The 24,399-nt window shown below is 38.6% G+C and carries 28 protein-coding genes and 1 pseudogene; 2 read left to right on the plus strand and 27 right to left on the minus strand.

Annotated elements, in window-relative coordinates; genetic code table 11:
* Positions 1 to 11: 11 nt before the first annotated feature.
* The 7 genes from MHB71_RS12930 to MHB71_RS12960 all read right to left on the minus strand — a co-directional run bounded on the left by MHB71_RS12930 (position 12) and on the right by MHB71_RS12960 (position 3,698).
* On the minus strand, positions 12 to 539 hold the full coding sequence (locus MHB71_RS12930; protein WP_340029835.1) for a YfiT family bacillithiol transferase: 528 nt from the start codon (positions 537 to 539) through the stop codon (positions 12 to 14).
* A gap of 300 nt (positions 540 to 839) precedes the next feature.
* Positions 840 to 1,241, minus strand: coding sequence for an NUDIX hydrolase (locus MHB71_RS12935; protein WP_047842564.1), 402 nt, complete (start codon positions 1,239 to 1,241; stop codon positions 840 to 842).
* 52 nt (positions 1,242 to 1,293) lie between these two features.
* On the minus strand, positions 1,294 to 1,722 hold the full coding sequence (locus MHB71_RS12940) for a hypothetical protein (protein ID WP_340029836.1): 429 nt from the start codon (positions 1,720 to 1,722) through the stop codon (positions 1,294 to 1,296).
* 190 nt (positions 1,723 to 1,912) lie between these two features.
* Positions 1,913 to 2,437: a DNA topology modulation protein FlaR gene (locus tag MHB71_RS12945; protein WP_340029837.1), complete on the minus strand. Its 525-nt coding sequence runs from the start codon at positions 2,435 to 2,437 to the stop codon at positions 1,913 to 1,915.
* 200 nt (positions 2,438 to 2,637) lie between these two features.
* The gene (locus MHB71_RS12950; protein ID WP_338708533.1) at positions 2,638 to 2,841 is read right to left on the minus strand and encodes a helix-turn-helix transcriptional regulator; all 204 of its coding nucleotides are present in this window, start codon (positions 2,839 to 2,841) and stop codon (positions 2,638 to 2,640) included.
* A gap of 100 nt (positions 2,842 to 2,941) precedes the next feature.
* Positions 2,942 to 3,343 carry a GNAT family N-acetyltransferase gene (locus MHB71_RS12955; RefSeq protein ID WP_036670471.1) on the minus strand — a complete coding sequence of 134 codons (402 nt, stop codon included), beginning with the start codon at positions 3,341 to 3,343 and terminating at the stop codon, positions 2,942 to 2,944.
* Between the two features lie 133 nt (positions 3,344 to 3,476).
* On the minus strand, positions 3,477 to 3,698 hold the full coding sequence (locus MHB71_RS12960; RefSeq protein ID WP_179086413.1) for a helix-turn-helix transcriptional regulator: 222 nt from the start codon (positions 3,696 to 3,698) through the stop codon (positions 3,477 to 3,479).
* 153 nt (positions 3,699 to 3,851) lie between these two features.
* On the opposite strand from MHB71_RS12960, the gene MHB71_RS12965 reads away from it, so the two are divergent.
* On the plus strand, positions 3,852 to 4,139 hold the full coding sequence (locus tag MHB71_RS12965; protein WP_036609138.1) for a hypothetical protein: 288 nt from the start codon (positions 3,852 to 3,854) through the stop codon (positions 4,137 to 4,139).
* 22 nt (positions 4,140 to 4,161) lie between these two features.
* On the opposite strand, the gene MHB71_RS12970 is transcribed toward MHB71_RS12965, so the two are convergent.
* The 20 genes and pseudogenes from MHB71_RS12970 to MHB71_RS13065 all read right to left on the minus strand — a co-directional run bounded on the left by MHB71_RS12970 (position 4,162) and on the right by MHB71_RS13065 (position 21,727).
* Positions 4,162 to 4,653, minus strand: a complete 492-nt coding sequence (locus tag MHB71_RS12970; RefSeq protein ID WP_340029838.1) for a GNAT family N-acetyltransferase — start codon at positions 4,651 to 4,653, stop codon at positions 4,162 to 4,164.
* 240 nt (positions 4,654 to 4,893) lie between these two features.
* Complete coding sequence (locus MHB71_RS12975) at positions 4,894 to 5,547, minus strand: lysozyme inhibitor LprI family protein (RefSeq protein WP_340029839.1); 654 nt, start codon at positions 5,545 to 5,547, stop codon at positions 4,894 to 4,896.
* A 208-nt stretch (positions 5,548 to 5,755) separates the two neighbouring features.
* Positions 5,756 to 5,914 carry a hypothetical protein gene (locus tag MHB71_RS12980; protein ID WP_340029841.1) on the minus strand — a complete coding sequence of 53 codons (159 nt, stop codon included), beginning with the start codon at positions 5,912 to 5,914 and terminating at the stop codon, positions 5,756 to 5,758.
* 34 nt (positions 5,915 to 5,948) lie between these two features.
* Positions 5,949 to 6,554 carry an inositol monophosphatase gene (locus MHB71_RS12985; RefSeq protein ID WP_340029842.1) on the minus strand — a complete coding sequence of 202 codons (606 nt, stop codon included), beginning with the start codon at positions 6,552 to 6,554 and terminating at the stop codon, positions 5,949 to 5,951.
* Between the two features lie 156 nt (positions 6,555 to 6,710).
* Entirely contained in the window at positions 6,711 to 7,343 is a 633-nt protein-coding gene (locus tag MHB71_RS12990) for a hypothetical protein (RefSeq protein ID WP_340029843.1), read from the minus strand.
* Between the two features lie 177 nt (positions 7,344 to 7,520).
* Positions 7,521 to 7,784 (minus strand): annotated as a pseudogene (locus MHB71_RS12995) (hypothetical protein).
* A gap of 120 nt (positions 7,785 to 7,904) precedes the next feature.
* The gene (locus MHB71_RS13000) at positions 7,905 to 8,675 is read right to left on the minus strand and encodes a nucleotidyltransferase domain-containing protein (protein ID WP_340029844.1); all 771 of its coding nucleotides are present in this window, start codon (positions 8,673 to 8,675) and stop codon (positions 7,905 to 7,907) included.
* Positions 8,676 to 8,876: 201 nt separating this feature from the next.
* Entirely contained in the window at positions 8,877 to 9,656 is a 780-nt protein-coding gene (locus tag MHB71_RS13005; RefSeq protein ID WP_340029845.1) for a Cof-type HAD-IIB family hydrolase, read from the minus strand.
* A 236-nt stretch (positions 9,657 to 9,892) separates the two neighbouring features.
* On the minus strand, positions 9,893 to 10,519 hold the full coding sequence (locus tag MHB71_RS13010; protein ID WP_340029846.1) for a Type 1 glutamine amidotransferase-like domain-containing protein: 627 nt from the start codon (positions 10,517 to 10,519) through the stop codon (positions 9,893 to 9,895).
* A gap of 272 nt (positions 10,520 to 10,791) precedes the next feature.
* Positions 10,792 to 11,268: a GNAT family N-acetyltransferase gene (locus MHB71_RS13015; RefSeq protein ID WP_340029847.1), complete on the minus strand. Its 477-nt coding sequence runs from the start codon at positions 11,266 to 11,268 to the stop codon at positions 10,792 to 10,794.
* A 561-nt stretch (positions 11,269 to 11,829) separates the two neighbouring features.
* Positions 11,830 to 12,207, minus strand: a complete 378-nt coding sequence (locus MHB71_RS13020; protein ID WP_340029848.1) for a hypothetical protein — start codon at positions 12,205 to 12,207, stop codon at positions 11,830 to 11,832.
* Between the two features lie 634 nt (positions 12,208 to 12,841).
* Positions 12,842 to 13,282 (minus strand): hypothetical protein, encoded by a 441-nt coding sequence (locus tag MHB71_RS13025; protein ID WP_340029849.1) that lies wholly within the window; start codon positions 13,280 to 13,282, stop codon positions 12,842 to 12,844.
* A gap of 214 nt (positions 13,283 to 13,496) precedes the next feature.
* Positions 13,497 to 14,453 carry an IS30 family transposase gene (locus MHB71_RS13030; RefSeq protein WP_340029850.1) on the minus strand — a complete coding sequence of 319 codons (957 nt, stop codon included), beginning with the start codon at positions 14,451 to 14,453 and terminating at the stop codon, positions 13,497 to 13,499.
* A 313-nt stretch (positions 14,454 to 14,766) separates the two neighbouring features.
* The gene (locus MHB71_RS13035; RefSeq protein ID WP_340029851.1) at positions 14,767 to 15,426 is read right to left on the minus strand and encodes an HAD hydrolase-like protein; all 660 of its coding nucleotides are present in this window, start codon (positions 15,424 to 15,426) and stop codon (positions 14,767 to 14,769) included.
* A 239-nt stretch (positions 15,427 to 15,665) separates the two neighbouring features.
* A complete protein-coding gene (locus tag MHB71_RS13040) occupies positions 15,666 to 16,385 on the minus strand; it encodes a ferritin-like domain-containing protein (RefSeq protein ID WP_076249764.1) in 720 nt (239 codons plus the stop codon).
* Between the two features lie 173 nt (positions 16,386 to 16,558).
* Positions 16,559 to 17,350, minus strand: a complete 792-nt coding sequence (locus tag MHB71_RS13045; RefSeq protein WP_340029852.1) for a GNAT family N-acetyltransferase — start codon at positions 17,348 to 17,350, stop codon at positions 16,559 to 16,561.
* A gap of 187 nt (positions 17,351 to 17,537) precedes the next feature.
* Complete coding sequence (locus MHB71_RS13050; protein WP_339188136.1) at positions 17,538 to 18,197, minus strand: hypothetical protein; 660 nt, start codon at positions 18,195 to 18,197, stop codon at positions 17,538 to 17,540.
* A gap of 286 nt (positions 18,198 to 18,483) precedes the next feature.
* The gene (locus MHB71_RS13055; protein ID WP_340029853.1) at positions 18,484 to 19,581 is read right to left on the minus strand and encodes a Gfo/Idh/MocA family oxidoreductase; all 1,098 of its coding nucleotides are present in this window, start codon (positions 19,579 to 19,581) and stop codon (positions 18,484 to 18,486) included.
* Between the two features lie 62 nt (positions 19,582 to 19,643).
* Complete coding sequence (locus tag MHB71_RS13060) at positions 19,644 to 20,816, minus strand: Gfo/Idh/MocA family oxidoreductase (protein WP_150367624.1); 1,173 nt, start codon at positions 20,814 to 20,816, stop codon at positions 19,644 to 19,646.
* Positions 20,813 to 21,727: a sugar phosphate isomerase/epimerase family protein gene (locus MHB71_RS13065; protein ID WP_340030172.1), complete on the minus strand. Its 915-nt coding sequence runs from the start codon at positions 21,725 to 21,727 to the stop codon at positions 20,813 to 20,815. Before MHB71_RS13065 ends, MHB71_RS13060 begins: the two co-directional genes overlap by 4 nt.
* A gap of 781 nt (positions 21,728 to 22,508) precedes the next feature.
* Between MHB71_RS13065 and MHB71_RS13070 the strand changes: the two genes are divergently transcribed.
* On the plus strand, positions 22,509 to 22,820 hold the full coding sequence (locus MHB71_RS13070; RefSeq protein ID WP_340029855.1) for a hypothetical protein: 312 nt from the start codon (positions 22,509 to 22,511) through the stop codon (positions 22,818 to 22,820).
* Positions 22,821 to 24,399 lie beyond the last annotated feature (1,579 nt).

Genomic DNA, 24,399 nt, shown 5'->3' on the forward strand with positions numbered 1-24,399 from the left:
GAGATAAGACCCTACCACCTCTGCGATGTTATACAAGATTTAATTTGAGCAATATGATGCTGCCCGTGCCATACAAATCTTTGAATCGCGATATCCAATGTAATTGTACCTAACACTTCTGTTCGGAGTGTTCGTCTAAACTGATCGGGATGTAAACCAAGCAGCAGAGTGAGAAATCGCTTGTGCAGTATCTCCATCAACAAAATTGAATCTTCGATGGGCGTATTCCTGTAATCATGTAATGATGCCCATAAATCCTCTAGATATGAGCTTGCCATCGGTTCATCTTCAGTCAAGGCTCTCTTAAATCTGATATAAGCGTTCATGTCATTATCCGCAAGATGGTGCACAATCTGTGTGATTGTCCAACCGCCATCACGATAAGGAGTACAAAGTTGTTCATCATTGAGATGTTGTGTAATCTCTCTTAAGGTTTTCGTAATTCCGAGAATTCGACCTATGATGTGGATTCGGTCCTCATTAGAGAATTTAAGACTTGGCTCAAAGTGTCCTATCGGAAAGCGTACATTTTCATCCAAAGTTGACCACCTCTCCATTTCTCTACTATAGAACCAAATCATATCCAATATAACCCACAATGTTCCATTTACGAAGTGTAAAAGCAAAAAAAAGAAGCAACCTGTATTCTCGGGCTGCTCCTTATATTACACTACTCTCATATCTGTATTTTGATTAGAAAACTAGCGCAATTAAACCTGAGTTACGAAGGTACAAGCATATAAAAAGCGCCCCTATCTTGGGTCGAATGGTGTTTGTCTAGAACATCACCAACCAAGATAGGAGCGGCTTTAAGGTGGAGTCTACCATAATGAGTGACCTTATTCTGAAAATTCAATCAAAAAAGGATGGCTTTTCTCATCTAATGCATTATGAATTCTTTCATAGAAATTCCCCCATGTTATCATTTGCCCAGCTTCTTCTAAAGTAAAGTAGCCCACCTCTTCACTTTCATCACTGGTAGTTAAAGCTCCACCAATCGGTTTTCCAGTAAATATATTGTTGCATACGCCTCGCGTTATGTTCTGATACAAACCACAAAATTTAATTAATTCAATGTCAATCCCTGTTTCCTCTTTCACTTCTCGAACCGCTGCCTGCCTAATAGTCTCTCCTTCTTCAACACAACCTTGAGGCATTTCCCAACCTCTTCGACCTTTCATGAGCAAAATCTCATTATGTTCATTGAGAACGATTACACTAGCAGAAACGATAAATTTCATTTTAATTCCTCCTATGGTGGTTTAAATAACCACTCTTCCTCGAATGGAATAGCTAAATGCCTAGAACTGAAACAAAATCTTGAGTTGTTAATTGCTTTTCAACCCATACAACAAACTCTATGATTAATTCACGAAGTCTCCGAACACTATTGAGAAAATCTTGTTGAAACTCATCTTTAGAACTGCCAAAGAAGAAATATACATGTTCATTTATTAATTCCATTGTTACTTTTTCATCAAGGAGATTAGCAAGCGTTTTCAAATCCTCAAGGATCACCTCCCACGTTTTTCGATGTATTTCATTAAATGCATAATGATCATATCCAGAAAATATATTTTCTATTGTTTTCTCTACAAAGCCGAATACTTCCTCATCAAAGTAAATTGAGTCCTCATTCCAACATTGCCCAAGGTACTTCCCGGGTAAAACTTCAATATAACCAGTTCCTTCAAGTTCTTCCCTATCTCTTATTATCTTCATCGTTCACCCTCATTAAATAGTTTCGTCGATTTCACATACTTATCTGTATATAAGACCCAGCGTAGGCTGGGTGTACTGCTTATTGGGCCCAAGGATCAATGTCCACCGTTTAATTGTTATATTACCTTCTGGTCCTCTACCAAAACTTCTGCTGACAGAGGGACGTATATCCCGATGTGTAAATACGGAGTTATGTGATTTCACTGCCTTCATTGAGTAAACTTATCATTTGCCTGTTGGTTTTTAAGATTATCACTTTGTCTTTATAAGGGGACAAGAAACTACAGATTTCTTTCCGATTTGTAATATTAAATTTATGATTCCAAATAAGCATTTCAATTAGTCCTCTTAATGTTTGCTTGTATATAGATCTTTCTGCGCCTATTCTTTGTTTAACAAATCTCATGATAATTCTAAAATGTCGAATCAATACATTAGTGTCTAGGTAATAAATTACATCTGCTCGTGAAAAGCTATCAGAAAGCCATTTATAATATACTCCCTCTACAATCCAACTATCATTATCAATTATTTTATGTAGTAATTTATCTCTCACGTCTGGAGAATTCTTTCCTGAAAACTCCACTTTACTGCTCCACATGACTGTATCTAGTTCGTGAATTTTTATATTTAACTTCTCTGACAAAACTTGACCAAGGTATGTTTTTCCGCTACCAGTTGAACCTATAATATGAATTCTTAAAGGTCTAGACATAATTAGCTTCTCCTCTTTAATTTATTGCAGTGATTTCTAATCACCTTCCTTTTTTTATGCAGTTCAACAAACTCTCGGAGGTGTCTGCCAAAATATCAACTTCGAAATCCATTTAGCAGACCAAGGCTCCGTTAGGAGCCGTTGCTTTATGTCATACGACGGAATCTCAATTTTGGTTAACAGCAGATGTTATCATCCCATCATTGATCTGCTATATGCTCCAATAGATCTCCAGGCTGGCATCCCAATGCCGTACATAATTTATCAATTACTTCTAAAGATACATACTCATTCGTATTGAGTTTTGCCATCGTTGCCGATGAGATCCCCGGGATTTTTAATAATTCCTGCTTCTTAATCTCCCTGTCAATCAATAATTTTTGAAATGGTTTATAACTTATCATCTGGTATCCCTTCATATCCGAATTGAAGCTTTATATAGGACCTTCTCAAAAACAAATTCATCTAATCAATTCTCATCTGATCGGAATCTTTACTTCAATGCTATACCATATCTGAAATAAACATGGCTTTAGTTCCTTCTTCTGGCTTAAATCCAAATATTCCATAGAATTTTTCTGCACTATCATAGGATATAAGTACTTTTGTTTTGACATTAGAATATCGACTAAGCATTTGTTCCATCATTCTCTTTCCAATTCCTAATGATTGATATTCTTTGTGTACTAACATGTAATGAAAATATACTGTCATCACGCCGTCAGACAATGCATTTATTAAACCAACTAATTTGTTATCATCCCATGCAGTAATAACCGTATGCGAGTTGTTTATTGCTTGTCTAAGATCTTCTGGGAAATCTCCTGATTTCCAGTCAACCGAGTGAAACAGTTCTTGAATTGCTTGTGTATCAATGTCTTTTACTTCTTTGAAAATGATTGTCATAATATTGCTCCTATGCTTGTTGTTTTGATTGGGAGTATTGGATAACGTTTCTGTATTCTTGAACCCAAAGGGGGAGCTGCTGAAATTCCTTCTCAAAATCTATCCACAGACCAAGGCTCCGGACCTTCACTATTTATTTTTCTCCTGGTACGTATTCGATCAAATCAGATAATTTACAATTAAATGTATCGCATAGCTTGAATAAAGTTTCCAGCTTTGTTGTTTCTATATTTGTTTCCCTATAGAGTTTATTGATCGAATTCCGGCTTAAGCCCGATTTTGCCATCAATTCTGTTATATCATCTATTCGATGTTCTGCCATGAGTTCTCGTATATTACACTTGATTATGTTCATCTTTTCCCCTCCGTAATTCTATCTTATCTTTCATATTAGCAATCATCAACTGAAAGCGAAGTTTTAACTCTACAAAGTCAAATATTCACCTTGCAATTAACTCTAAGAGGTCATATAATAACTTTATAGAGTTAATTAAAGGAGGAACTAAATATGATTAATACTGTAGAATCATTAACAGAACCACTGATAAGAATACGTTTAGATTTGCTCTATACTAAGCTTCTGGAGTGTCATAGAGAGTACACTCAGCTTTCTGCTGAGACAGATGAATATTTTAAAACACTTCGTGATGCTTTGCCCGATCAACTTCAACATACAGTTTTTCTTTACGAAGACGCACAAATCTCACTCCAATCCATCCTAGAAAGAAGTATCTACATACAAGGTTTCAAAGATGCCCTACAACTATTTAGTGAATTGCAGAATTCTAGTATTTAGAGGGTTTTATGACCCTCTTTTTCTAATTTCTTGTACTAAATTCTTGTATATATATTTTTCGATCTTGTGCATAGTGTTCAGTGTAGTTAGTTCCTTTAAAACTTTCTATTACACTTCTCCAAAATGTCCTTGCCGGAAGATTGCTCTCCATTTGCGAAATCTTCCAATTCGCTTTGTACATCTTAAATGCTTCTATTGCTGCTTTACGACCTATGCCCGATCTTCTGTATTTCTGTAAAACCATAAAATCGTATATCACATGCGTCGGATCTGGATCAGTATCCATATTCTCAAAAAGGACTACTATAAAACCAACGAGTTTACCTGCTACTTCTATAAAAAATGGATTCCATCTTTCGTCGCCTTCCCAATAATAATTTATGTTTACTTCGAATTTTCCGTTTCTATCTATATCTCGACCTGTATATTTACTGAAGTCATACTCGTACAATTCATATAAATTGATTAGTATACTTTTATCTTCAGAATTTACTCGGACAAGTTTTAATTCCATGTTTGCATCTAACTCCTTTTTTTCAATGCACTTCGCGGTTTCACCTAACGTATGTCCATTCCTGACTTTGATTCCCCTTAGATAGCTCTTATCTTAAGTAAAATTAAAGTGTCGTATGGATTCATTTCATCGAAACTTCGCAGGCGACCAAGGCGTGGTATCCCCCCAGCTTGAATACATTGTTATGTGCCGTTACTGCTTCGAGGCATCACCTAAAAACCTTTGATCCAGATTCCAACTTTATTTTTTACTTTGGTATAAAAACTCAACTTCACCATCTAGCAAATATCGATATTCAAATAATTGCATTGTTCTTTCCCTAATTCTCTCCCGTATAACCATGCCTAGGCTTACCGATCCTTGTGTTCCAAGGTAACCATTATTAATAAATGTCTTCTCTACAAATTTTGTTTCCTTTAAGTGATACTGTAACCATTCTTTCTGCGATTCGATTAGTGCTTCTCTTGGTTCTCTATCCAACTTAGAAAGAAGTTTTTTATATATTTGATTCAACTCTTTATCCCAAATCTCTGTATATTTGCTTTCCAACGCCCCCCATCCCATTGTTGTAATAATCTCTTTTGAATTTTGAGCCTCATTAAATTCCACTTCATAATCATGATCTATAGGATTTCGAAGCATTTCATCATAAAATTCTCCTTTCAATTCATAGTTCCCAATGCTCATGGATAACACTTCATTGTTAGAAGCATCTGATCGACCTTCAGTTATTTCTTTCGGTTCTGTTCCATTACCTGTACTCTCTTCATCAGGAGGCAGTTCAGAATTCATTTTTGATTTAGTTTCGCTGTTCAAGGTAGTCGATTGACTACTATTTTGGCAAGATGAAAACACTATTGTAATAAAAACTAATAAGAGTATCTTACCTTTCATAAATTATCTCCTTTAATGGCGCATAACGTTACTGTATCCACGACCCTCCCACCAACTTAAGCGACCAATTGGAGCGGGCGCGATGCGGTTAGTCGTACGGATGTGTCCGCTGAATTCTCTTCCCTGCCGATTGCTTCTCGCCGATCGAGGAACTGTCAGGCTCCCAAACGTGGATATAATGTTAGCTGAAGTCAGTTGCTTCTAGGTGTTAGCTCAATCCTTCTCTTACAATTTGCAATAGTTCTTCTTTGTGGTCTGGGTGACATGCAATTAAATAAGGTTCTTCTTTCATTCCATTAAACTTATTTCCTTCAAAATCTATAACAAGCCCCCCTGCTTCCTTAACCATTAAGATACCTGAATACAAGTCATCACCTTCAGAATTGTACAGAACAATTCCATCAATATCTTCTGGCCAACATACACCATTGAAGCGTTGGAGCCCACAATCTTAACATTCGTTTAAATCTATTATCAATGTATTGTCTTAGTTTTACTGCTTGTGGGTCGTTTTGTACTCTGTGACCTTGAATCCAACCTATATTTCCTTTGAAAATATTCGGGTTACTCTTAATTTGTATTTGTCGATTATTGCAGCTTGTCCCTTCACCAATAACAGATACAAATAAACGTTCTGTTAGAGGTTCATAGACCACTCCAAGCACAGGCTCTCTTTTGTACATTAAGGTAATTGATATCGTAAAAACAGGTAAACCAATCGCAAAATTATTAGTTCCGTCTAAAGGATCAATTAACCATAACCAATCGTGCTTAGTTCCGATAAGCCCTGCCTCTTCACTGTGTATCTGATGATTTGGAAATACGTCTTGTATTTGTTTGATGATGATTTCTTCACAGATATGATCTACTTCAGTAACCACATCCCCAAATTCATCTTTAGATCTCAGTTCAACAAAGTTATCAAACTTCTCTTTAGAGATTAAACCTGCTTTGCGAATAATTCTTATTGCAATCTCTTTTGCGGTTTGAATAATCTTACGATCCATTACGCACCTCATATTGATATTGATTTTAACTGATTTCATCTAACATTTTGTGTTCACGACGACCGGGGAATGCCTGATACGTCTGGCTAAATACATTCTTCTGCTTATAGCTTCTATCCGACCAAGGAGCAGTAGCGACGATGCTTGAACATCTGGTTAGGCGATGTCGTTGCCCTCCATGATTACCCTTACATACTGATCCCAATCCTTACCATCTGTATTGATTTCTATTGTTGGCACTCTTGAGATTTGAGCTTGATGTCTTAATACATTTTGGATTTTTAATAATTCACTTACCGACGATCTTACTTCTTCTTCTGTTTTATAGATCCATTCTTCTGGTTGTCTACTTTTAATTCTTTCTTCTACGACTTCGGACGAGATTGTAAGCAGAATACACCTGGCACCTAAAGACTCAAGCTGTTCTTCTATTTTATTTATCTCATCCAAATCCGAATCTACAAATGCAGCTCTATGATTTAAGTGAAACCTTTCCAGAACATAAAATAGTCCCCTAGATCCTCTAGATGCAGGACCAAGTTGAATTGCCCATTCGTTAAGTTTCTTTAGCATTTCAACCCGCTCTTTAAGTAACTCAATGTGTCCTTCTCGGGTTAGACTTACATATTCTCCATGTTTATTATTCAAAATTTGAGTATAATGTTCTCCAAGAATAACTACGCTCCGTTCTGAGGATTCTTCTTGTGATTGATAACGTTTAATTGCTTTTAATACTGAAGTCTTCCCGGCATTTGAGTATCCTTCAAGAATTATTCCTCTAATATGCATTTAAATCTCCTTCCACTAGCAATTATGTCGCTTAACGTTTCTATATTCATCGTCCAACGTAGTTCAATGTGTCTGCTGAAGCGCTTCCATCTACAAGACCAAGGCTCCATAGGAGCCGCAGCGTGAATATTATGTTATCTGATGCTGATACTTCTTTTAAATACCCCAATACATTCTTTAGTTTTTAGCTTTCAAAAGATCTTCCCATTCTTCGATTGATAATTTATTTGATATATTCTTTAAGTTTTCAGGGATACTTACAAAACACATTAATTCTAAACTATTTCCATCTGGATCATCTCAACTCTTATCTTTTTCAATCCAGAAGAAAGCTGTATCTTCATCTCTCCAGGCCAGCTCTAATCCTAATTTAGAATAAAATTCGATTGATTGATGTAAGTTACTCACTGGTAAATGTGCTTCATATAACCCAAGTATCATGTTTTCTCCTTTCAATCTTGCCAGTTTCAGATAACGTTTTGTATTGGCGATGTCCCGACGGGATTTGGGGCTGGATGTGGTCACTCGCTTCTCAAGGTGATTAAGATCGTTAATATATTGTTAGCCAAATGAATTTCTGGAAGCAGCCATTGTATTTAAAGCGTTCTCAAAATAGCGATATACTTCATCTGCATTTCTCAAAAACTCTTCAACAAGTACATTGCTACTATCCAAGTAACAAGCATATAGATACTCAACTAAAGCGGAGTTAATCTCACAATAGTTTAATATGGCATTCTTCATCTTAATGATTTCATCTTCCCATACCCCTGTATCTTCTAAAACCAAAGAGTATAATGCACGAATTAATCTCTTAGAGTAACCTTTAATATATCTAGTTTTCATTGAGTGATCACTAACATTAGAAAGTGAACGATGTACACGATCTACTTCCTCCTTGGTATCTGTATTTAAGTCTAAAATGAATTCTGGAGAAATTATGATCGGGGGTACTTTTTCACCAATGTCCTCCCCATGTATACAAACACAAATGATCTTAATCCAAAAACCCCAATCATTCGGTCTACTTAATACATCATCAATCGAGCAAATGATCGTATCCATCTTAGTGACGAATGGATATTCTTCCAAAAGCCTGTCTTTGATATTTGACAATCTTTCGTAATCAATATCTTCGGGATTTGCACATACAATAGTAAAGTCTGCATCTGACTTAAAAGGTTGAGCCGTTCCTTTTGGAATCGAGCCACACATATAAATGCTATGAATCTTATCTTTAAATTCGTTAAGTATATGATCTATATACTTATCAACCAAATCCTTATATTCACTTTGTATTGCAATTCTATTTATAACTTTTTCTAATATCATATAGACTCCTCCTAAAATAAGAACTTCTTTCGGCTAACGTTGTTGTATTCCTGACGTTCAAGCAGCTTACCGTAGGGAACGAGTTAATAGACTTAGCTGATTGAATGTGTTGCCTTAATCAACTTCTCAGATATCCTTCTTGGCGACCGAGGAGCAAGTGCGACGGTGTATGAATGTACTGTTAGATAAAGTAACCTTGAGTTACCCACAAAATCTTTCTAGACTTACAGCAACACCGTTTTCATCATTATTAACGGTTATTTCATAAGCGATTTCCTTCAATTCCCTAATCGCATTTCCCATAGCAATAGAATATCCCGCCATCTTAAAGAGGCCTACATCATTATGATCATCACCAAATACAATAACGGAATCCAATTCTACATTATATAATTCACAGATTTTAGTAATTGCCATTTCCTTAGATGCCAGAAGAGGCATGATTTGTACTAATTTATTATTATCCGTAATTAGTATATTCACTCTACCCTCGAATTTTTCAAACAATCCAGAATTGTGATTATTGCCAGTCAGAAGTATCTTCGTGGCATCATATTGCTTTATTTCTTTTAAGGGTTTTACTATGGGGTTTGATTGTGTGTTCATTGAGCTCATATAATCAAGCTCTCTTAAACTAAACCACTCATCCTTCACTTCCATAGTCAGTTCAATTTGAGGGTCACACTTCAAACAGTAATCAAGAATTTCTGTAGTTACATTAGCAGGGATTGATTCATTAATTTCTATCTTGGTTTCCTTACATATCACTTGAGCTCCGTTGTAATATACAAAAGCCCCGATATCTACTAATCCTTGTGGAAGCAAACAATTAACCGCCCTGGGCGGTCGAGCTGTTGCAAATATTATTCTCATTCCTTTCTGATAACAAGATAAGACCGCATCTACGTTTCTCTTAGATACTTCTTTTTTTGAATTTAATAATGTTCCATCCAAGTCAAGAACTACAGTTGAATACTTCAATGAATCAACTCCCAATATAAACTGCTTCGTTATTTTATTTACCGTTGTTTTATTTCCGAACCCGAGAGACTTAAAGGAGCGACTGGGTCGAAGACTTATCCTCACAAGAGTTGTCTGCTGGATACTACTTCCTCGAAACCCCACTGACAGCCCAAGGGGCTTAGCCCTCAGTGTGAATACGGTGTTGGCAAGATTTTTGGGGCTTCTTCGAGCTACTTTCAATGAATTTACGACTTTCAATGTGCTTGGTTCATTAAGATTGAGATATATTCTTCATCTTTAAGCCTTGTCACCTTACATTTCTCATTGCATTCAAATTCTACTATTCTCTCTTCAATTGTTTTATTAGTACTATCTTTAAATATGTCCTCTCGATCATAGTGAGGAAAAATAAGCTTGTCGGTTACACCTAATGCCTTAAAATCCGTTAAACTCATTGTGTTCATCTGTGGAGTAAAGAAATCGACGATGTTAATATTCGGCCCCAGTAATAACGTTCCTGCACTTACTCCAACTATAATTACATTCTGTGCGGCCAGTGTTCTGATAATTTCATCAGCACCACTTTTCTTAGCGTAATACAATAATGTAAATGGATTTCCACCATTGATATATATAACATCTCTATGTAAGAGAATTTGCGGGTCATCAAATTCAATATCTACAAAATTGATATGCTGAAATCCCATATCCTTAAACTCTTGCCTTGCTCTTTGTGCATATCTATTAGTTTCTTTTCTAGGGGATCCTGTTGTAATAATTGAGACTTTTAATGGAGAGATATCTCCATCAATAAATTCCAGAAATTGATTTTTAATATCTTCAGTATAAAAACCACAAGAGGTTAGTAACAAGCTACTCATTGAAATCACCGTCCTTAACTAATGATTTATCTAATCTTTATAATTTATTTAGGCTTTCTCTTGATTTCCTATAACGTTCTTGTATTCACGAACACTCACTGGCTTAAGCGCGACAGCACGGGTCCGACGGACTTAGTCAGTGCAGGATTGTCGCCTGACCCATCTCCCTCGATATCCCTCCCAGCGACCTAGGGCGAATACCAGATGCGTTAATATGATATTAGATGATTCACCTTATTTTTTCGAATTACTACATAGAAATCCTGCTTGCTTTATAAGATCAGTTTTGCCAAAATATCGCCGTCTTCATCTAACTCCCCTGTTTCTACAAAACCAAGAGAAGAATAAAGTTTCCTTGCTGCCTTATTCTCGGGCGAATAAAGAATCACGACTTCTGAGGCCTTTCCATGCGGCAAAGTTCGAAGTAACTCAATTGACTTTTCTATTGCTTTTTTGCCATATCCTTTGCGCTGATATCGTTTATCTATCATAAATCTATATATGTCATAATAATTTTCAGAATCTTCACTCTCAGAAATAACATATGACATTGCGATAAATCCAACCATCTTATCATTACAATAAATCGCATATGGCATTGGAATAAAACTGCTTTTATTTGTTATAACAACATACAATTCCGCAAGAGTATATATAATAGATGCTACAAATCTGCCTTGCTCTTCCTCAACTCTTAAGTCCAGACATTCTGAAAAATTATCAAATGTTATTTTCCTAAGTTCTATCATTTATGTTTCCCCCTTAAAAATGAAATGCACTCAAAAGTATTAGTCTTTATTGATTGGGGATTTCATCTAACGTTCCTGTATTCATGAACCCCAACGAGGTTGTCTATTCTTTGGTGATTATTATTTCTCTATTTTTTACGGATATCTCTCACTTCATTAATTAACACATCTAATCTTTAAATAATTCTTTTATCATTTTCAAGTTTCTTTTTTAATCTCCCATCTATAATTGCTACTCCCATAACAATAATTATAAGCAGGATCAAAATTAGCACCTTGATCACTTCCCCTCTAGCAACAGAACGTTGCAATTGAATTAACTCTATAATTAGATAATATATACTTTTTCTTTTTACAGTTTTAATCATTTTTCAATCTTACAGATAACGTTCTTGTATTCACAAACCCTCACTGGCTTAAGGGCTACAGCCGGGTCTGACGGACTTAGCCAGTGCAGGGTTGTCCGGCTGCCCCAATTCCCCTGCCTGACCCAGGGCCGAATGGCCTGAGGCGTGAATACATTGTTATTTGCAGCACCCTCTTCTGTGACCAAGCTATGGGCTATCTGTTGTTTAGCTTTTCCAATAATTCTAACTCCTCTTGCTCTGAAAGTTGTTCTTCCGCTCTTGTTTTTGTCTCATCTATCTTTCGTACTTTTAATCCTCTTTTTATGAGCCATTCTTCACCAGGTTTCATGGTAGTTGCTGGATGTGGATATACATCCTCACTTATAATTTCCTCATCAATTATGTAAATGTATCCACATAACTTACCATTATGAAATCTTGCGCCATTCTCATCAAAAGAAACAATAGATGGTTTCTGCGAAAAGATTCTTGCTAACTCTCGATCTTGAGTTATTGTGCTTCCGACTAGTAATTCATTTAGAAATAATGGCGAGCCATGAAACCAAGGCTTACTGTAGTCCCATTCTTTCATAATTATCACCTTCAATTAAGTTTTATTATGTTTCTTCTTTTATTGTTCTTTAGTTTCTTCTTAATTTTAGGGTATTGCGTATAACGTCGCGCATTTCTGACGTCCAAACGGCTTAAGGACCGGAGGTTCGGGTGGCTTTGCCACTTAGCCGGTTGGATGTGTCGCCTGATTCCACTTCTCCGAAATCCCTCTTGAAGACCGAGGAGCGTCAGCGACGAAGCAAAAATGCATTGTTATACGCTGCCCCTTTTTCTTCGATTCCACATCCTTATATGTCTTGTGTGTTTTATGTATTTAATATGTCTTTACGTGTTTTATCTTTTGGATTCTATCTTTTGCTCCTATCAAATCCGTTTCCGCATAGGAAAGATCCCCTCATTTACTCTCGTACGCCTTCAGCAGTATCAACTTTGGTTTGTGTAGTAACTTCATCCAATGAACGCTAGCCTTATAAGAGGCTCGTGTTCCTCGGACCGGAGATTTGCCGATGGCTTCATTCAGATTCCTGCTCACGTTGGACACCCCTGCCTTAAGCTATGGCTTACTTCTAACCTTACCATTCGGGACTTAATCCTTGATATAGAATAACATGCTGAACGCACAATCAAAATTTAAGAGAATTGTTGTCTTCCCTTTAATTCGCAATAGACAAATATGTATTAATGACATGCACAATACCAAAAAGTACTGTTGGTATAATAGCCAGATAATTTTGAAGCCAAATCTCAGCTAATATAAAATATACTACCGGGAGAACGGCCATCCCCAAAAAAATAATCGAGTTTGCGTTGCCTGTAAAATACAATATCCATAGCCCATAATAAAAAATCAACATTATTGCCATACCAATTATATAAGGACATCGCACTTCAGATGCTTGTTTTCTTACAACAAATATCAGAAGAAAGAAAAATATCGCCTGACTTCCGTGCTCCAAAACATCTAAAATCAAATGGCTATTTGCATTGTTTCCTGATATATCTGACGCAGGAATTAAAAAATAAAATATATTGGGTATCATTGGCAATAAAAAGATTATCAGACCCTTCCATGAAAAACCGAAATGATAATTCATTTGATCCTCTCTTTCGCATAATAGCAATATTCTTTAGTTTGCACTTTATTATGAATCCGCTTCTCTGGTATTCCTCTTGATGACCGAGGAGCATAACTAACGATGTGGAAATTTATTGTTATATGGTACACCTTCTAATATTCCGTTCATCCTGGTTTTCAACTGCTACGTTGTAAATATATTCTTTCACCTATATTTATTATTTGACGGATTGTCAAGTCAAGTGCGACAGTTCCTCTGTGAAAGCTTCGTGAGCTGTTCTCCACCCCAAGCATTTTCGGGGTCTGTTATTGATTAAATCCAGAGAGTGTGCGAGATCTTCATCCTCCACTTGAGCGAGATCGGTACCTTTAGGGAAAAACTCTCGAAGCAACCCGTTTGCATTCTCGTTGGAACCGCGTTGCCAAGACGAATACGGATCAGCAAAATAAACGTGCAGGTTGTGGGTCGTTTTCAGATTGGCATAGCATGCAAACTCCTTTCCTCGATCAGCCGTAGCTGTGAGGAAGGTCCCTGTAGGGTACTGTGAGATCGCTACACCGAGCGCAATCTCCATCGACAAAGCGGTACGGTCGGGCATGAGAACAGCGGTATATAGGCGTGTTTTTCGTTCAATCAACGTCGCTACGCAGCCTTTACTTTTCCCACGACCTGATACGACGGAATCCAGTTCCCAGTGTCCAAACGTTTCACGGGAACGAACCTCTTTGGGGCGATCTGAAATGGATTGACCAATAGCGAATTTACCGCGAGTTTCTGCGGGTTTCTGGCGCTTCCCCTTGTGTCGAAGAACCTGTAATACACCTTGAACCAAGCGCCCAGCGTAGATCCAGCGGTAGATGGTTTTGAAGGAGACTGCACGGCGGCCTTCGGTGCGGAAACGTTCAGTGATTTGTTCCGGAGACCACGTTGCCTCCAATTTTTCCTCCAGTGAAGCAGCCAAAGCATCTGACCAATTCCCTGGAGAGACCGAAGCCTTACGACGCTCCTCATAAGCGTGCTGAGCTTGTTCTGCCTGATACGGATGTGATGAAGCCACACGATCTAACTCACGACAAATTGTTGATGGATGCCTCCCCAGTTCTTTCGCAATGGCTCTTGAGCTTTTGCCTTGCTGGTGTAGGATTTCTAGCTTGCTACGTTCGATTATGTTAAGATGTCTGTAGCTCATGGTTGGATTCTCCTTGTGTGAATGGTGTTGTGGTGACTTCATTCTACACGAATCCGGCCATGGGCCCTTTTTTATTTATTTCCAGTAGGTGTCGCACTTCATATTACAATTCGTCATTTGTTATTAATTGGTTGCATGGTTTAACATTCTTAAGGGGTTGCGTATAACGTTCTGTATTCACGAACTTGCGCAGCAAGTTGTCACATGAATCAACTCCCCTGCCAAAAACATCATTGTGACCAAGGGGTAACCGCAGCTTAAATATGGTGTTATATGATTTCAGCGTCTTCTTCGATATAATTACAAAAGCATTCTATTTTCCCTGATGTTTAAATATATTTTTTAATTCAAGTAAGTCGTCAATAATAAAATCCGCTTGTGCAAGCTCCCCTTCTTGGGCAAAATCAAATCGACAACCAATAGCCTTCAACCCATTGTTTTTTGCGGCATTGAAATCAGAAATCCTGTCCCCAACTACAGTTGCATTGCTGATGTGATGTTTTTTAAGAATATGACCGACTAAGTCATCCTTATTTTGAGTTCCTATTTGTTGGATGCTATAAGTTTCTGCCACCCACTTATCTAATTTGTAGCAGTTAACGATGGCATTAAGGTATTCGTTTAGTCCATTACTTGCAATAAAAATGAAATAGCCTTCATGTTTCAAATAATTAAAAATTTCTTTGACATGCGGATACAGGGCGCCATTGCCATTATTAATATTTGCAATTAGCTTCTCTAGGAAGATCTCGTCCACAATTCGTCTGATTTCATTTGAATGGTTCGGCAATAACGTTTCCCAAACTACTGGTAGAGGAACACCCATTATTTCACGATATTTTTGAGTTGGAGTCTCACTCGACCATTCATTTAGAGACCTCAAGATAGTAAATGTTTCTTCTAACGATAGCTCTAAGATTTTGTTTGTTTGAAATAGTGTACCATCCATATCGAAAATAACCGCTTCCAGCATGATTTCACTCCTATTCAAAATAAAATAATGAATTGTTATACTGTTTTTACGCTGATCACCTATAAAGTTCTGTATTCACGACGTCCCACCGAATTAAGGCTCCGTCAAAAGACGGCCGCGATGCGGTTAGTCGGTGCGGATGTGTCCGCCAGATTCCACTTCCCTGCCAATTCCCTTCGGGCTGACCGAGGGAGCGTCAGGACCCAAAGCTTGGATATAATGTTACCTGACGTAAACCTCTACTGTGAATTAGCTATAATCTTCTTTGTTAAGTTAAACTCATGACGGCATTCATAGTAATAACTTTTGAGTTTATATCCCCCAGATTTAAATACAGGCTTATGTTGATACCACACTATAATTAGCGTTCCTTCAAAAAGGATTCTACGAAGGATATAAACTATTCTGTTAAAGAGAACGCTTCTATTTTGAGCAAATTTATGAAGTGTTTCAGATTGAAACTGAACATGTTTCTCCTCATCACTTAAAATCTGATTACATAAATCTATTAATACTTCTGACTTTGTAGATTTTTGCAAAGCTTTATAGTACAACTTAGCAATGATCTCAGCAGTTAATAGAACAATGACTGATTGTTCTAAACTCGCATATCGACGTAATCTTCTAAATACATTGTCCACCCAATGTCTACGAAGGAGTGGGATTCCCTGTACCTTCATAAATCTGCCTAGATCTCTAGCGTGCCTTTGTTCTTCTTTAATGAACTCTATAAGCGCTTCATAGTAATCCTGATCTTGTGTCTGATGTACATATTCTTGTGCACGTTTAATTAGATATTTACCTTCAGAGTTTTCTCCTAATTGAAACTGTTGAATTGACTTAATGATTATTTCTCTTTCATTAGTTGTTAATTTATAGTTGTCATCCCAATGAATATATTTGAGATTTTGATTATTTCTTCGATAATATTGCACCCATTTCGAGAAAGTGATATTCATTATTTGCTCCTAAAATGTAATAGGTTTATGTCAGATAACGTTTATGTATTCATGAACCCTGAAGGGGCCGGCTGCTGAAATCCCTCTTCGAAATCCACCTCGCAGACCAGGCTCCGAAGGGCCGCTGCTTGAATATTATGTTAGGCGATGCCAGCCTAAATTTCCCCTCACAATTAATTCCTTGTCCATGTTGCCCGGGTATATCCAATTCTCATACCCACTCTTTCCATATTCCGATGGCTTTGCGAGCCAAATGAGCACTGACTAACAACGAGATTACAATTGTTGTAGGTATCATGAATTCGTCTAAGTAATAAATTTGTTTGAAATCCTTTATTTCGATATTCAGATAGTGTTGTCGCAAATGTTAATGAAGCAACATTGTTCTCTATATACATTACAGCTACTGCAACTGGATAGCCCTGATCCAACCCCAAATAATAGTGCCATCCAGGACGGGAAAACAGTACTCGGTTATTTGCAGCTACGTGTTCTTTCCCATCAAGAGATAATCCTGTACCTAAACAATGAATTTCTGCATATGTATCGAACTCATCTTCAAGTAGTTCACGAATTTCCAGTTTATGATGATCAAACGAATTTAGATTTCCAGGTTCACAAAAAAGCGTTGTATGAAATCCTGATTGATAAAAGCCTTTATTATGGAGCGTTCTCATTACTTTTTGATCTATCTTACCGGGGATGACTTGAATCTCAAAATTCCTCTCCCGCTCATTATAAAAGTCTAAGATATCTTCAATGACATCTTCAGAAATTCTTCCCTTTACATTATTAAATAGACCCCAGGGCATGGTTTTGCTATAAAACGCCGTGCTCTCCCCGAATCGTTTTATTTCAATCCCCTCAGGGTTTCCTCCTCGTTCTCTAATTGCAGTCATTCGATCAACCATATAATTAATTTCAGATTTTTCTAAAATATCCGCTAGTTCCAAATTCAATATCATTCAATTTATCCCCTTCCTTGATCCGCATACAATTACTCCTGGGTGGTTGCGTATAACGTTGGTGCATTCCTGACGTTGATTTCCCTTAGATAGCTCTTATCTTAGGGAAATCAATGTGTCGCCTGAACCTCTTCCTCGAGACGCCTCTGGTGACCAAGGGGCGAATGCCCGCAGTAGGAATGTGATGTTAGGTGATGTTGTCAGATAGCATTGAATTAGCTCTCAAAAATTCTTTAGTTCTTTCATTATATTGCTCCCATAAATAATCTTTGTTTTCAATAATTAATTTTGGTATCTCCCATTCTTCAATCAATGACTTAATAAATTCTTGATTCGGTTTCCAATCTCTCTCAGCTTCATCTAATCCTTCTTGAGTATGTAAAGAAGCTATCCATTCTACACCTCTTATCTTACCAAGTATTTCCCAATTTCTTCTAACATTTAATTGATAGATATAAATGAGAATAGGATTCATGTTTCTTAATATATCTACTAATTTGCTAAATAGTTCTTCCATCTTTAGCCGGTTCATTCCCATGTTATATGCAAAACTTAATGTATCTTGAAATAATACACTTTCGATTATAATAACTTCCGATTTATTCTTATGGGATTCTACAAAACTATTAAACAATTCAACTACTCGATTAAAATAATACTCTGCTTCCTCTTGATCTTTTAAGGTCGTAAATTTACGCTCATATATAAATAGTGGGTGATTTTCAGTTAATTCATGATAAAATATATTGTTTATTTCTTGTTTATCCAACTCTTTAGATATCATTTCCGAAAGCGTCGACTTCCCAGATCCCGGTATTCCATCTACTATGATTAGTTTATGAGTCATTATATATTTCTCCTTCTTTCTGATAAATTTACCTAACATCAGTTCTACGAACTTCGTAAACACCTCTCTTTTTAACGAATATCAGAACTACATATAATATAACCCAAATTAATCCATATGCGAAGTCACGAACATACTCAAAAAAAGCAGCCCCAGTGCAAACTGCTCCATTCGTTAGAAAAGACTAACCTGTTGGATGCAGTTTAACATTTGGGCTGCTCTTTCTTCACTCAACTTTACTAATAACCTTTAGTGATCAACCTTTGCTCTCCTTCACCTAAAACATTTACTTCGCCCCGCTACTCCACACCACGCGCTCGCTCATGGCTTTGTGCTGTGCAATCAGACAGAGTTCTGCCGCTTTGAATGCATGTTCTTGTGTCATGGCTGTCTCGGTCCGGTCCAGGCAATCGCGGATGAGCTGACCGAAGAACGGGTAGCCGACCTTGCCTTTTACATTGTAACGGTACTCCCCTTCATGATTGACCAGGTACACCTGATCCCCCTGAGGTTCCCTTGCGATGTCGATATACTTCCGCAGTTCGATATAACCGTCCGTTCCCAGAATAACTGTACGCCCATCGCCCCATGTGCCCAGACCATCGGGTGTGAACCAATCCACTCGGAAGTAACCGGACGCTCCGTTGTCCCCGATCAGAGAAGCTTCGCCGAAGTCTTCCAGTTCCGGGAACTGTGGGTGATTGAAGTTATGCACACGACTGAAACCTACCTCAGCGTCCGTACATGATGCAAACGTCAGGAATTGTTCGATCTGGTGACTCCCGATATCACAGAGAATACCGCCATACTGCTCATGCTTGAAGAACCAGTCGGGTCTTCCTCCAGCATTCAGGCGATGCGGGCCTGTACCCATAACTTGCACTACTTTGCCGATTGCCCCTTGTTCAATGAGTTGCCCCGCATAGATCGCACTTTCTACATGCAGTCGTTCACTGTAATACACCATGTACTTCTTGCCCGTTCGCTTCACTTCTTCTCGTGCAAACTTTAATTGCTCCAGTGTGGTAAATGGGGCTTTGTCTGTAAAATAATCCTTGCCTGCGGCCAGAACTCTCATGCCAAGCGGTGCACGATCTGAAGTGATCGCTGCACTTGCCACCAATAACACCTCATCATCTGCAAGCACTTCGGCTTCAGATCCAGCAACTTGAGCCTGTGGGAACTGCTTCTGAAATGCCGCTACCTTCGCCGGGTCCGGATCATACACCCACTTGAGGGTAGCTCCAGCATCCAACAATCCCCCAACCATGCCGTAGATGTGTCCATGATCCAGCGCAACAGCAGCAATCGTGAACTCACCCGGACCACAAACGACCTCTTTTGTAACACTTTTTGGTGCATAAAACATTCCGTCTTTAGCCATGTCATCCCATCCTTATTATAAAATGTTGATTACAATGAATTCGTCTATATAAGAAATTGTCTTCATTTAAACGTCTGACTCAAATCAGCAGGTTGACTGCCACTGAATGCCTTGTCTTTCTTCGTCGTTGAACCAGCAATGCGTTCCTGCAGATGCTCGTAGAACAGATCCTCATCGATCGGCAGATCCACCCAGTTATCCGTCCAGGTAGACAGCAACATAGCGTTCGATAACGTCAATCCGTGTATACCATCCTCACCGGGAGCAATAAGTGGTGCGCCTGTACGAATCGCATCTACCCAGTTACGAATCAGGCCCGGGTGACCCGTTTCCACACCTGTAATCGGAACCTCGCATTTCCAGCATTCTGGCTGTCCAAAACCTCCGGTAAACCGCTGATTGAATTCAGGCTCAGATTCCCGAAGTCGCCAGAACGTAAGTTTTCCATCTTCGATCACGATTTTACCCCGGTCTCCGTTGACCTCGAATCGATTGGTACCCGGTGCTTCTCCAGTAGTCGTTACGAAGACACCCGTTGCTCCATTTTCATACTCCACATAAGCTGTTACATCATCTTCCACTTCAATGTTCCGATACTTGCCAAACGAACAGAAAGCACGCATTCGCACCGGCATCATGCCGATGGTCCACTGCCACAGATCCAGTTGATGCGGGTCCTGGTTAATCAGTACACCGCCCCCTTCACCTGCCCATGTTGCCCGCCAGCCGCCGGAATCATAGTAACTTTGGGATCGATACCAGTTCGTAATAATCCAGTTGGTACGCCGTACCTCTCCCAGTTCCCCTGAAGCAATCAAGTCTCTCAGTTTAATATAGAGTGGATTGGTCCGCTGGTTGTACATCATGGAAAAGACTTTACCGCTGGCTGCGGCCGCTTCATTCATCTTGCGTACCTGTTTCGTATATACACCGGCCGGCTTCTCGATCATGACATGCAAGCCATGCTGGAAAGCCTGAATGGCCTGTTCCGGATGATCATAATGCGGCGTTGCAATAATGACTGCATCAATCGTACCCGAAGCCATCATCTGCTCTGCATCCTGCCAATAGGTGACCGTTGCCGGAAGGTGACTGGATACCCAACTCTCCATCTCTCTTCTTACATCACATACGGCGACCAGCTCTGCACCGGGTACTTCTCCAGCCACCAACGTTCTGGCATGTGCTGCTCCCATGTTTCCTATACCAATCACCGCTACTCGTACGATACTCATGACTGCTCCTCCTCGTCCACACGTCGCTCAATTTCGGCAAAAACGTCTGCAAAATGCTGTAACATCGCCTTGGATTCCAAGGCACCACTAAAATCCTCTATTCCGTAATATCCGTCATACCCGACGGCACGAAGATCCCGCACCATCTGTACCCAATCGACCATGCCTTCAGTCAGCGGCGTCCAGTGACATTTCCAGTCTGTATTCAGAGCCACTCCGTTGCTCTTCCCAGTCACATTAGCCTTTTGCAAATCTTTCCCTTCTGCTTCAAACCAACCGGCATTTTTTACATGTACATGAGCCAGATAAGGGCCCAGCAACTCAAGTCCCATTCGATGATTCTCATATCCTTCATGCACCATATTGCCTGGATCGTACAATACACCCACATGCTGCGGGTCCAGCGATTGCACAAGCCGATAGGCCAGTGATGCCGTCGGTGCTATCGTCTGATGATGCGTCTCTACAATCGCCTTGATGTTGTACTGTTTGGCCAGATCTTGTACTTCACTCAGATATTCAACGGCTTTACGATACAACTCAGGATAACTGGTCTTGCGATCATATCCAGGGACACCCACACGCATCATAGATGCTCCTAAACCAGCAGCAGCCTGAAACGCTTGCTTGGTGGCAGACAGATCATCACAGTTCAGATACGGTACAAGTGCAATGGATTTTCTACCTTGCCCTAACGCTGCTTCACGAAAAACAGGAACCTGTTCCTCCCAGCGACTCGGATCTACCGAGCATCGATTATTTCTCCAGTAAGAAGGCTCTTCAGATATAGCATCTTCAGGAATTCCACGGAATCTCCACTCAATTCCATCAATTCCCGCTGCTGCCGCAGCCGATGCCAGTTCTTCTGCATTCAGATCAGGGGTAGCCACCGTGAATACAGACAGTTTCATCATGATCCATCTCCTTATGTAAACGTATTCATTTCATGTCGTAAAGGCATTGTATCACTCCACTGAACGTCACCATAGGGGAAAACGCCAACAGATGAATGACAGATAACGAACAGAGCACATTCCCCATTCAGAGATAACTTCTCAAGAGAATGATGTGATCAAAAATCAAAAAAGACATCTCTGGAACAGATTTGAATTCTGCTCAAAGATGCCTTGTACAATAATTTTATATACAGCGGAAAAGGATCAAGTCAAAGAGCATCAACAAGTACTTGTTGATGCATCGAAGTGTGAGAGCGAAGAAAAAGAGTTAGTAAAGTTATTAAATTTATCTCCTAAATTCAGAAATGATAACGTGAAACAGCTGATATGGATCCAACCGGCCACTAGAATTCAATTAAAACATGGTTGCATCTTTTAGCCGACCAAGCGCATAAATGTCATTCAAAACTTTTTGAAAGAACAACAAGAAAAAATAGTTATTTATGGAAGTTAAATCGTTGTTTTATTCCAAAATATGATCGGGATTATGATGTGGCTAGCTAGAGTATCAAGACACGTCTCAATTCCATATAAAAACAAAATTAAAATGTTTTGTAATGTTGCATTGTATCATACAATATATTTAAGTTTTACGTAAGTTAGAATATACATTTAAATTTTGGAGTTCAAATGATTCTTACTTTCGACATCCACTGAAACACCATATGCTTAAGCAATTTCTACCAGTTTAATATAAACTAAAACTATTGTTCATAAAAGTTCTGAGGTCATTAGAATGCAGACCATAAAAGAAAGATACAGTTCAGAATTAAAAAGTTTAGCATGGAGGCTAAAATATAGATACAATGTTGCATCTAACAAGGATTTAATTTTACTTTATGATTATAACTCCATTGAATCATTCGAAAGCCATTTAATATCTAAATTTTATGTACAGGATATTTTCAATCTCATTCCAACAGATGTCGGCAGGAAAATTATATGTTCCATTTATATTGAAGGGAAATCAGAGAAAGAAAACGCATTTGAGTCAACAGGAGGTAAACAAATAGAAGCGAAAAACGTTAAAATTGATGCAACGTACTAAAGAAAGGGACCAAACTACTATTATAAATTAGCCTAAATTAAAGTGCTAAAAGGGAAAGCACCTCCGGTTACGCGTAGTTTGCATAATTCAAGGTGCTTTTTATCTTGGATATCTAACCTCATTTTCAAGGAAAGGAACTCTGATCATAAAATATATATTCAACTCATCCATTGCAGTGTTCTCACTAATTCTTCTATTCACCTATCTATGTCTCCAGTTCTACGTTTGCATTGGCTAATAGACCAGAAACAAACTTTATAATAACCGTAATATCTACAATTTAGATTGAATATATTAGTAAAAATATGTAACAATCACACATGCCAGAAACGCAGTTCGGTATATTCAAGCCGATCTGAACACAATCAAAGTTGAATCCATCTAATGAAAGCCCACACGATATTCTCTAGGCTATCGGGAGATACGTTTTACATCCATCCAAAAGTTATGCAAATTAATATGCTAATCAAGCTGACATTAACGGAGCAGGTACTCCTACCAAACAACCGACATCTAATTCGGAGCATAGGTTTTGTATATGACAATCGCTCTACATATTCAATATACACAAAACGGCAGAGTAGTGCATGCAATTAAAGCAGATCTGGGGGCCATAGTACTCGCAATATCGGTGCTACAGCTGTTGTTAACCATCCACAGATCGAAGTCAACGGAATATTCTTCAACCTTACAAACGGTCAATTGACTAGTATCGCTATACACAATGGAGCAAGAGTACATTAATAAACTCTCAATCAAGGACCATGCGGTGCTGCTACCAAACGAGGTACCATATATTATGCCATTAGTACAGGCGTTGTCGGAGCATACACTGAACTAGCTTGAGCAACATCAAGTGAGCCATCGGCCAGTACAGTCTGTATCATACGCTAGTGCTGCAGCAGTCTATACTGCCACTAATGGTACTGGTGATGCTAAAGCATGTCCTGACGCTAAAGACAATACTCAAAATGCTTATCGCTTCAGTCCACGCACAGCAATTGGTTTGGATAGATCAAAAATCTTGTTAGTGGTGTTCCAGTCAGACTATGAAGTACGTCGGTTCATGATTAGCCGCGGCTGCAGCCTGGCTATTATGCTCGACGATGGAGACTCATGACAGATGAAGTATGCCGTTGTTCGTTACGGTAATCCAACACCCGCATCTTTTGATCCAAGTAATATTCTACGTTATGTTTACACGATGTTCGCCGTAGAAGCAACTAAATGGGTATAAGGCTCGATACAAACAAAGCCATTCCAGGCTCTTGTTTAGTATCACAATTTATTGTAGTTTCGACACTTTCAACGTTTTCAGACATGAAGTTAATTAACTCAAGTTGAATACTTTCGACTTTCATCGGAGTTAACGTCTTCATATGATTCGGGTTTTAGAGCTTCAGGAATTCCTCTTCGTTCCATTCATTTCTATACTTTGTTGAAAGATTTACTACTTTAATCATCTCTAGCTCTTCACCCTCATAATCAGCTTCATCAATGTATACACTTTGTTAATCATTTAACTTGATCTTTTTCCTTTGTTTGGGCAGGTTCTTGCACTGTTGATTGAACAGGATCT

The sequence above is a fragment of the Paenibacillus sp. FSL H7-0940 genome, assembly GCF_037979415.1.
GTDB lineage: Bacteria > Bacillota > Bacilli > Paenibacillales > Paenibacillaceae > Paenibacillus > Paenibacillus amylolyticus.

What these genes read in the sequence shown, in the direction of transcription:
- MHB71_RS12935 (WP_047842564.1), bottom strand. Translation starts at nt 1,241, where the DNA reads ATGAAATTTATCGTTTCTGCTAGTGTAATCGTTCTCAATGAACATAAT.
- MHB71_RS12940 (WP_340029836.1), bottom strand. Translation starts at nt 1,722, where the DNA reads ATGAAGATAATAAGAGATAGGGAAGAACTTGAAGGAACTGGTTATATT.
- MHB71_RS12945 (WP_340029837.1), bottom strand. Translation starts at nt 2,437, where the DNA reads ATGTCTAGACCTTTAAGAATTCATATTATAGGTTCAACTGGTAGCGGA.
- MHB71_RS12950 (WP_338708533.1), bottom strand. Translation starts at nt 2,841, where the DNA reads ATGATAAGTTATAAACCATTTCAAAAATTATTGATTGACAGGGAGATT.
- MHB71_RS12955 (WP_036670471.1), bottom strand. Translation starts at nt 3,343, where the DNA reads ATGACAATCATTTTCAAAGAAGTAAAAGACATTGATACACAAGCAATT.
- MHB71_RS12960 (WP_179086413.1), bottom strand. Translation starts at nt 3,698, where the DNA reads ATGAACATAATCAAGTGTAATATACGAGAACTCATGGCAGAACATCGA.
- MHB71_RS12965 (WP_036609138.1), top strand. Translation starts at nt 3,852, where the DNA reads ATGATTAATACTGTAGAATCATTAACAGAACCACTGATAAGAATACGT.
- MHB71_RS12970 (WP_340029838.1), bottom strand. Translation starts at nt 4,653, where the DNA reads ATGGAATTAAAACTTGTCCGAGTAAATTCTGAAGATAAAAGTATACTA.
- MHB71_RS12975 (WP_340029839.1), bottom strand. Translation starts at nt 5,547, where the DNA reads ATGAAAGGTAAGATACTCTTATTAGTTTTTATTACAATAGTGTTTTCA.
- MHB71_RS12985 (WP_340029842.1), bottom strand. Translation starts at nt 6,554, where the DNA reads ATGGATCGTAAGATTATTCAAACCGCAAAAGAGATTGCAATAAGAATT.
- MHB71_RS12990 (WP_340029843.1), bottom strand. Translation starts at nt 7,343, where the DNA reads ATGCATATTAGAGGAATAATTCTTGAAGGATACTCAAATGCCGGGAAG.
- MHB71_RS13000 (WP_340029844.1), bottom strand. Translation starts at nt 8,675, where the DNA reads ATGATATTAGAAAAAGTTATAAATAGAATTGCAATACAAAGTGAATAT.
- MHB71_RS13010 (WP_340029846.1), bottom strand. Translation starts at nt 10,519, where the DNA reads ATGAGTAGCTTGTTACTAACCTCTTGTGGTTTTTATACTGAAGATATT.
- MHB71_RS13015 (WP_340029847.1), bottom strand. Translation starts at nt 11,268, where the DNA reads ATGATAGAACTTAGGAAAATAACATTTGATAATTTTTCAGAATGTCTG.
- MHB71_RS13020 (WP_340029848.1), bottom strand. Translation starts at nt 12,207, where the DNA reads ATGAAAGAATGGGACTACAGTAAGCCTTGGTTTCATGGCTCGCCATTA.
- MHB71_RS13025 (WP_340029849.1), bottom strand. Translation starts at nt 13,282, where the DNA reads ATGAATTATCATTTCGGTTTTTCATGGAAGGGTCTGATAATCTTTTTA.
- MHB71_RS13030 (WP_340029850.1), bottom strand. Translation starts at nt 14,453, where the DNA reads ATGAGCTACAGACATCTTAACATAATCGAACGTAGCAAGCTAGAAATC.
- MHB71_RS13035 (WP_340029851.1), bottom strand. Translation starts at nt 15,426, where the DNA reads ATGCTGGAAGCGGTTATTTTCGATATGGATGGTACACTATTTCAAACA.
- MHB71_RS13040 (WP_076249764.1), bottom strand. Translation starts at nt 16,385, where the DNA reads ATGAATATCACTTTCTCGAAATGGGTGCAATATTATCGAAGAAATAAT.
- MHB71_RS13045 (WP_340029852.1), bottom strand. Translation starts at nt 17,350, where the DNA reads ATGATATTGAATTTGGAACTAGCGGATATTTTAGAAAAATCTGAAATT.
- MHB71_RS13050 (WP_339188136.1), bottom strand. Translation starts at nt 18,197, where the DNA reads ATGACTCATAAACTAATCATAGTAGATGGAATACCGGGATCTGGGAAG.
- MHB71_RS13055 (WP_340029853.1), bottom strand. Translation starts at nt 19,581, where the DNA reads ATGGCTAAAGACGGAATGTTTTATGCACCAAAAAGTGTTACAAAAGAG.
- MHB71_RS13060 (WP_150367624.1), bottom strand. Translation starts at nt 20,816, where the DNA reads ATGAGTATCGTACGAGTAGCGGTGATTGGTATAGGAAACATGGGAGCA.
- MHB71_RS13065 (WP_340030172.1), bottom strand. Translation starts at nt 21,727, where the DNA reads ATGAAACTGTCTGTATTCACGGTGGCTACCCCTGATCTGAATGCAGAA.
- MHB71_RS13070 (WP_340029855.1), top strand. Translation starts at nt 22,509, where the DNA reads ATGCAGACCATAAAAGAAAGATACAGTTCAGAATTAAAAAGTTTAGCA.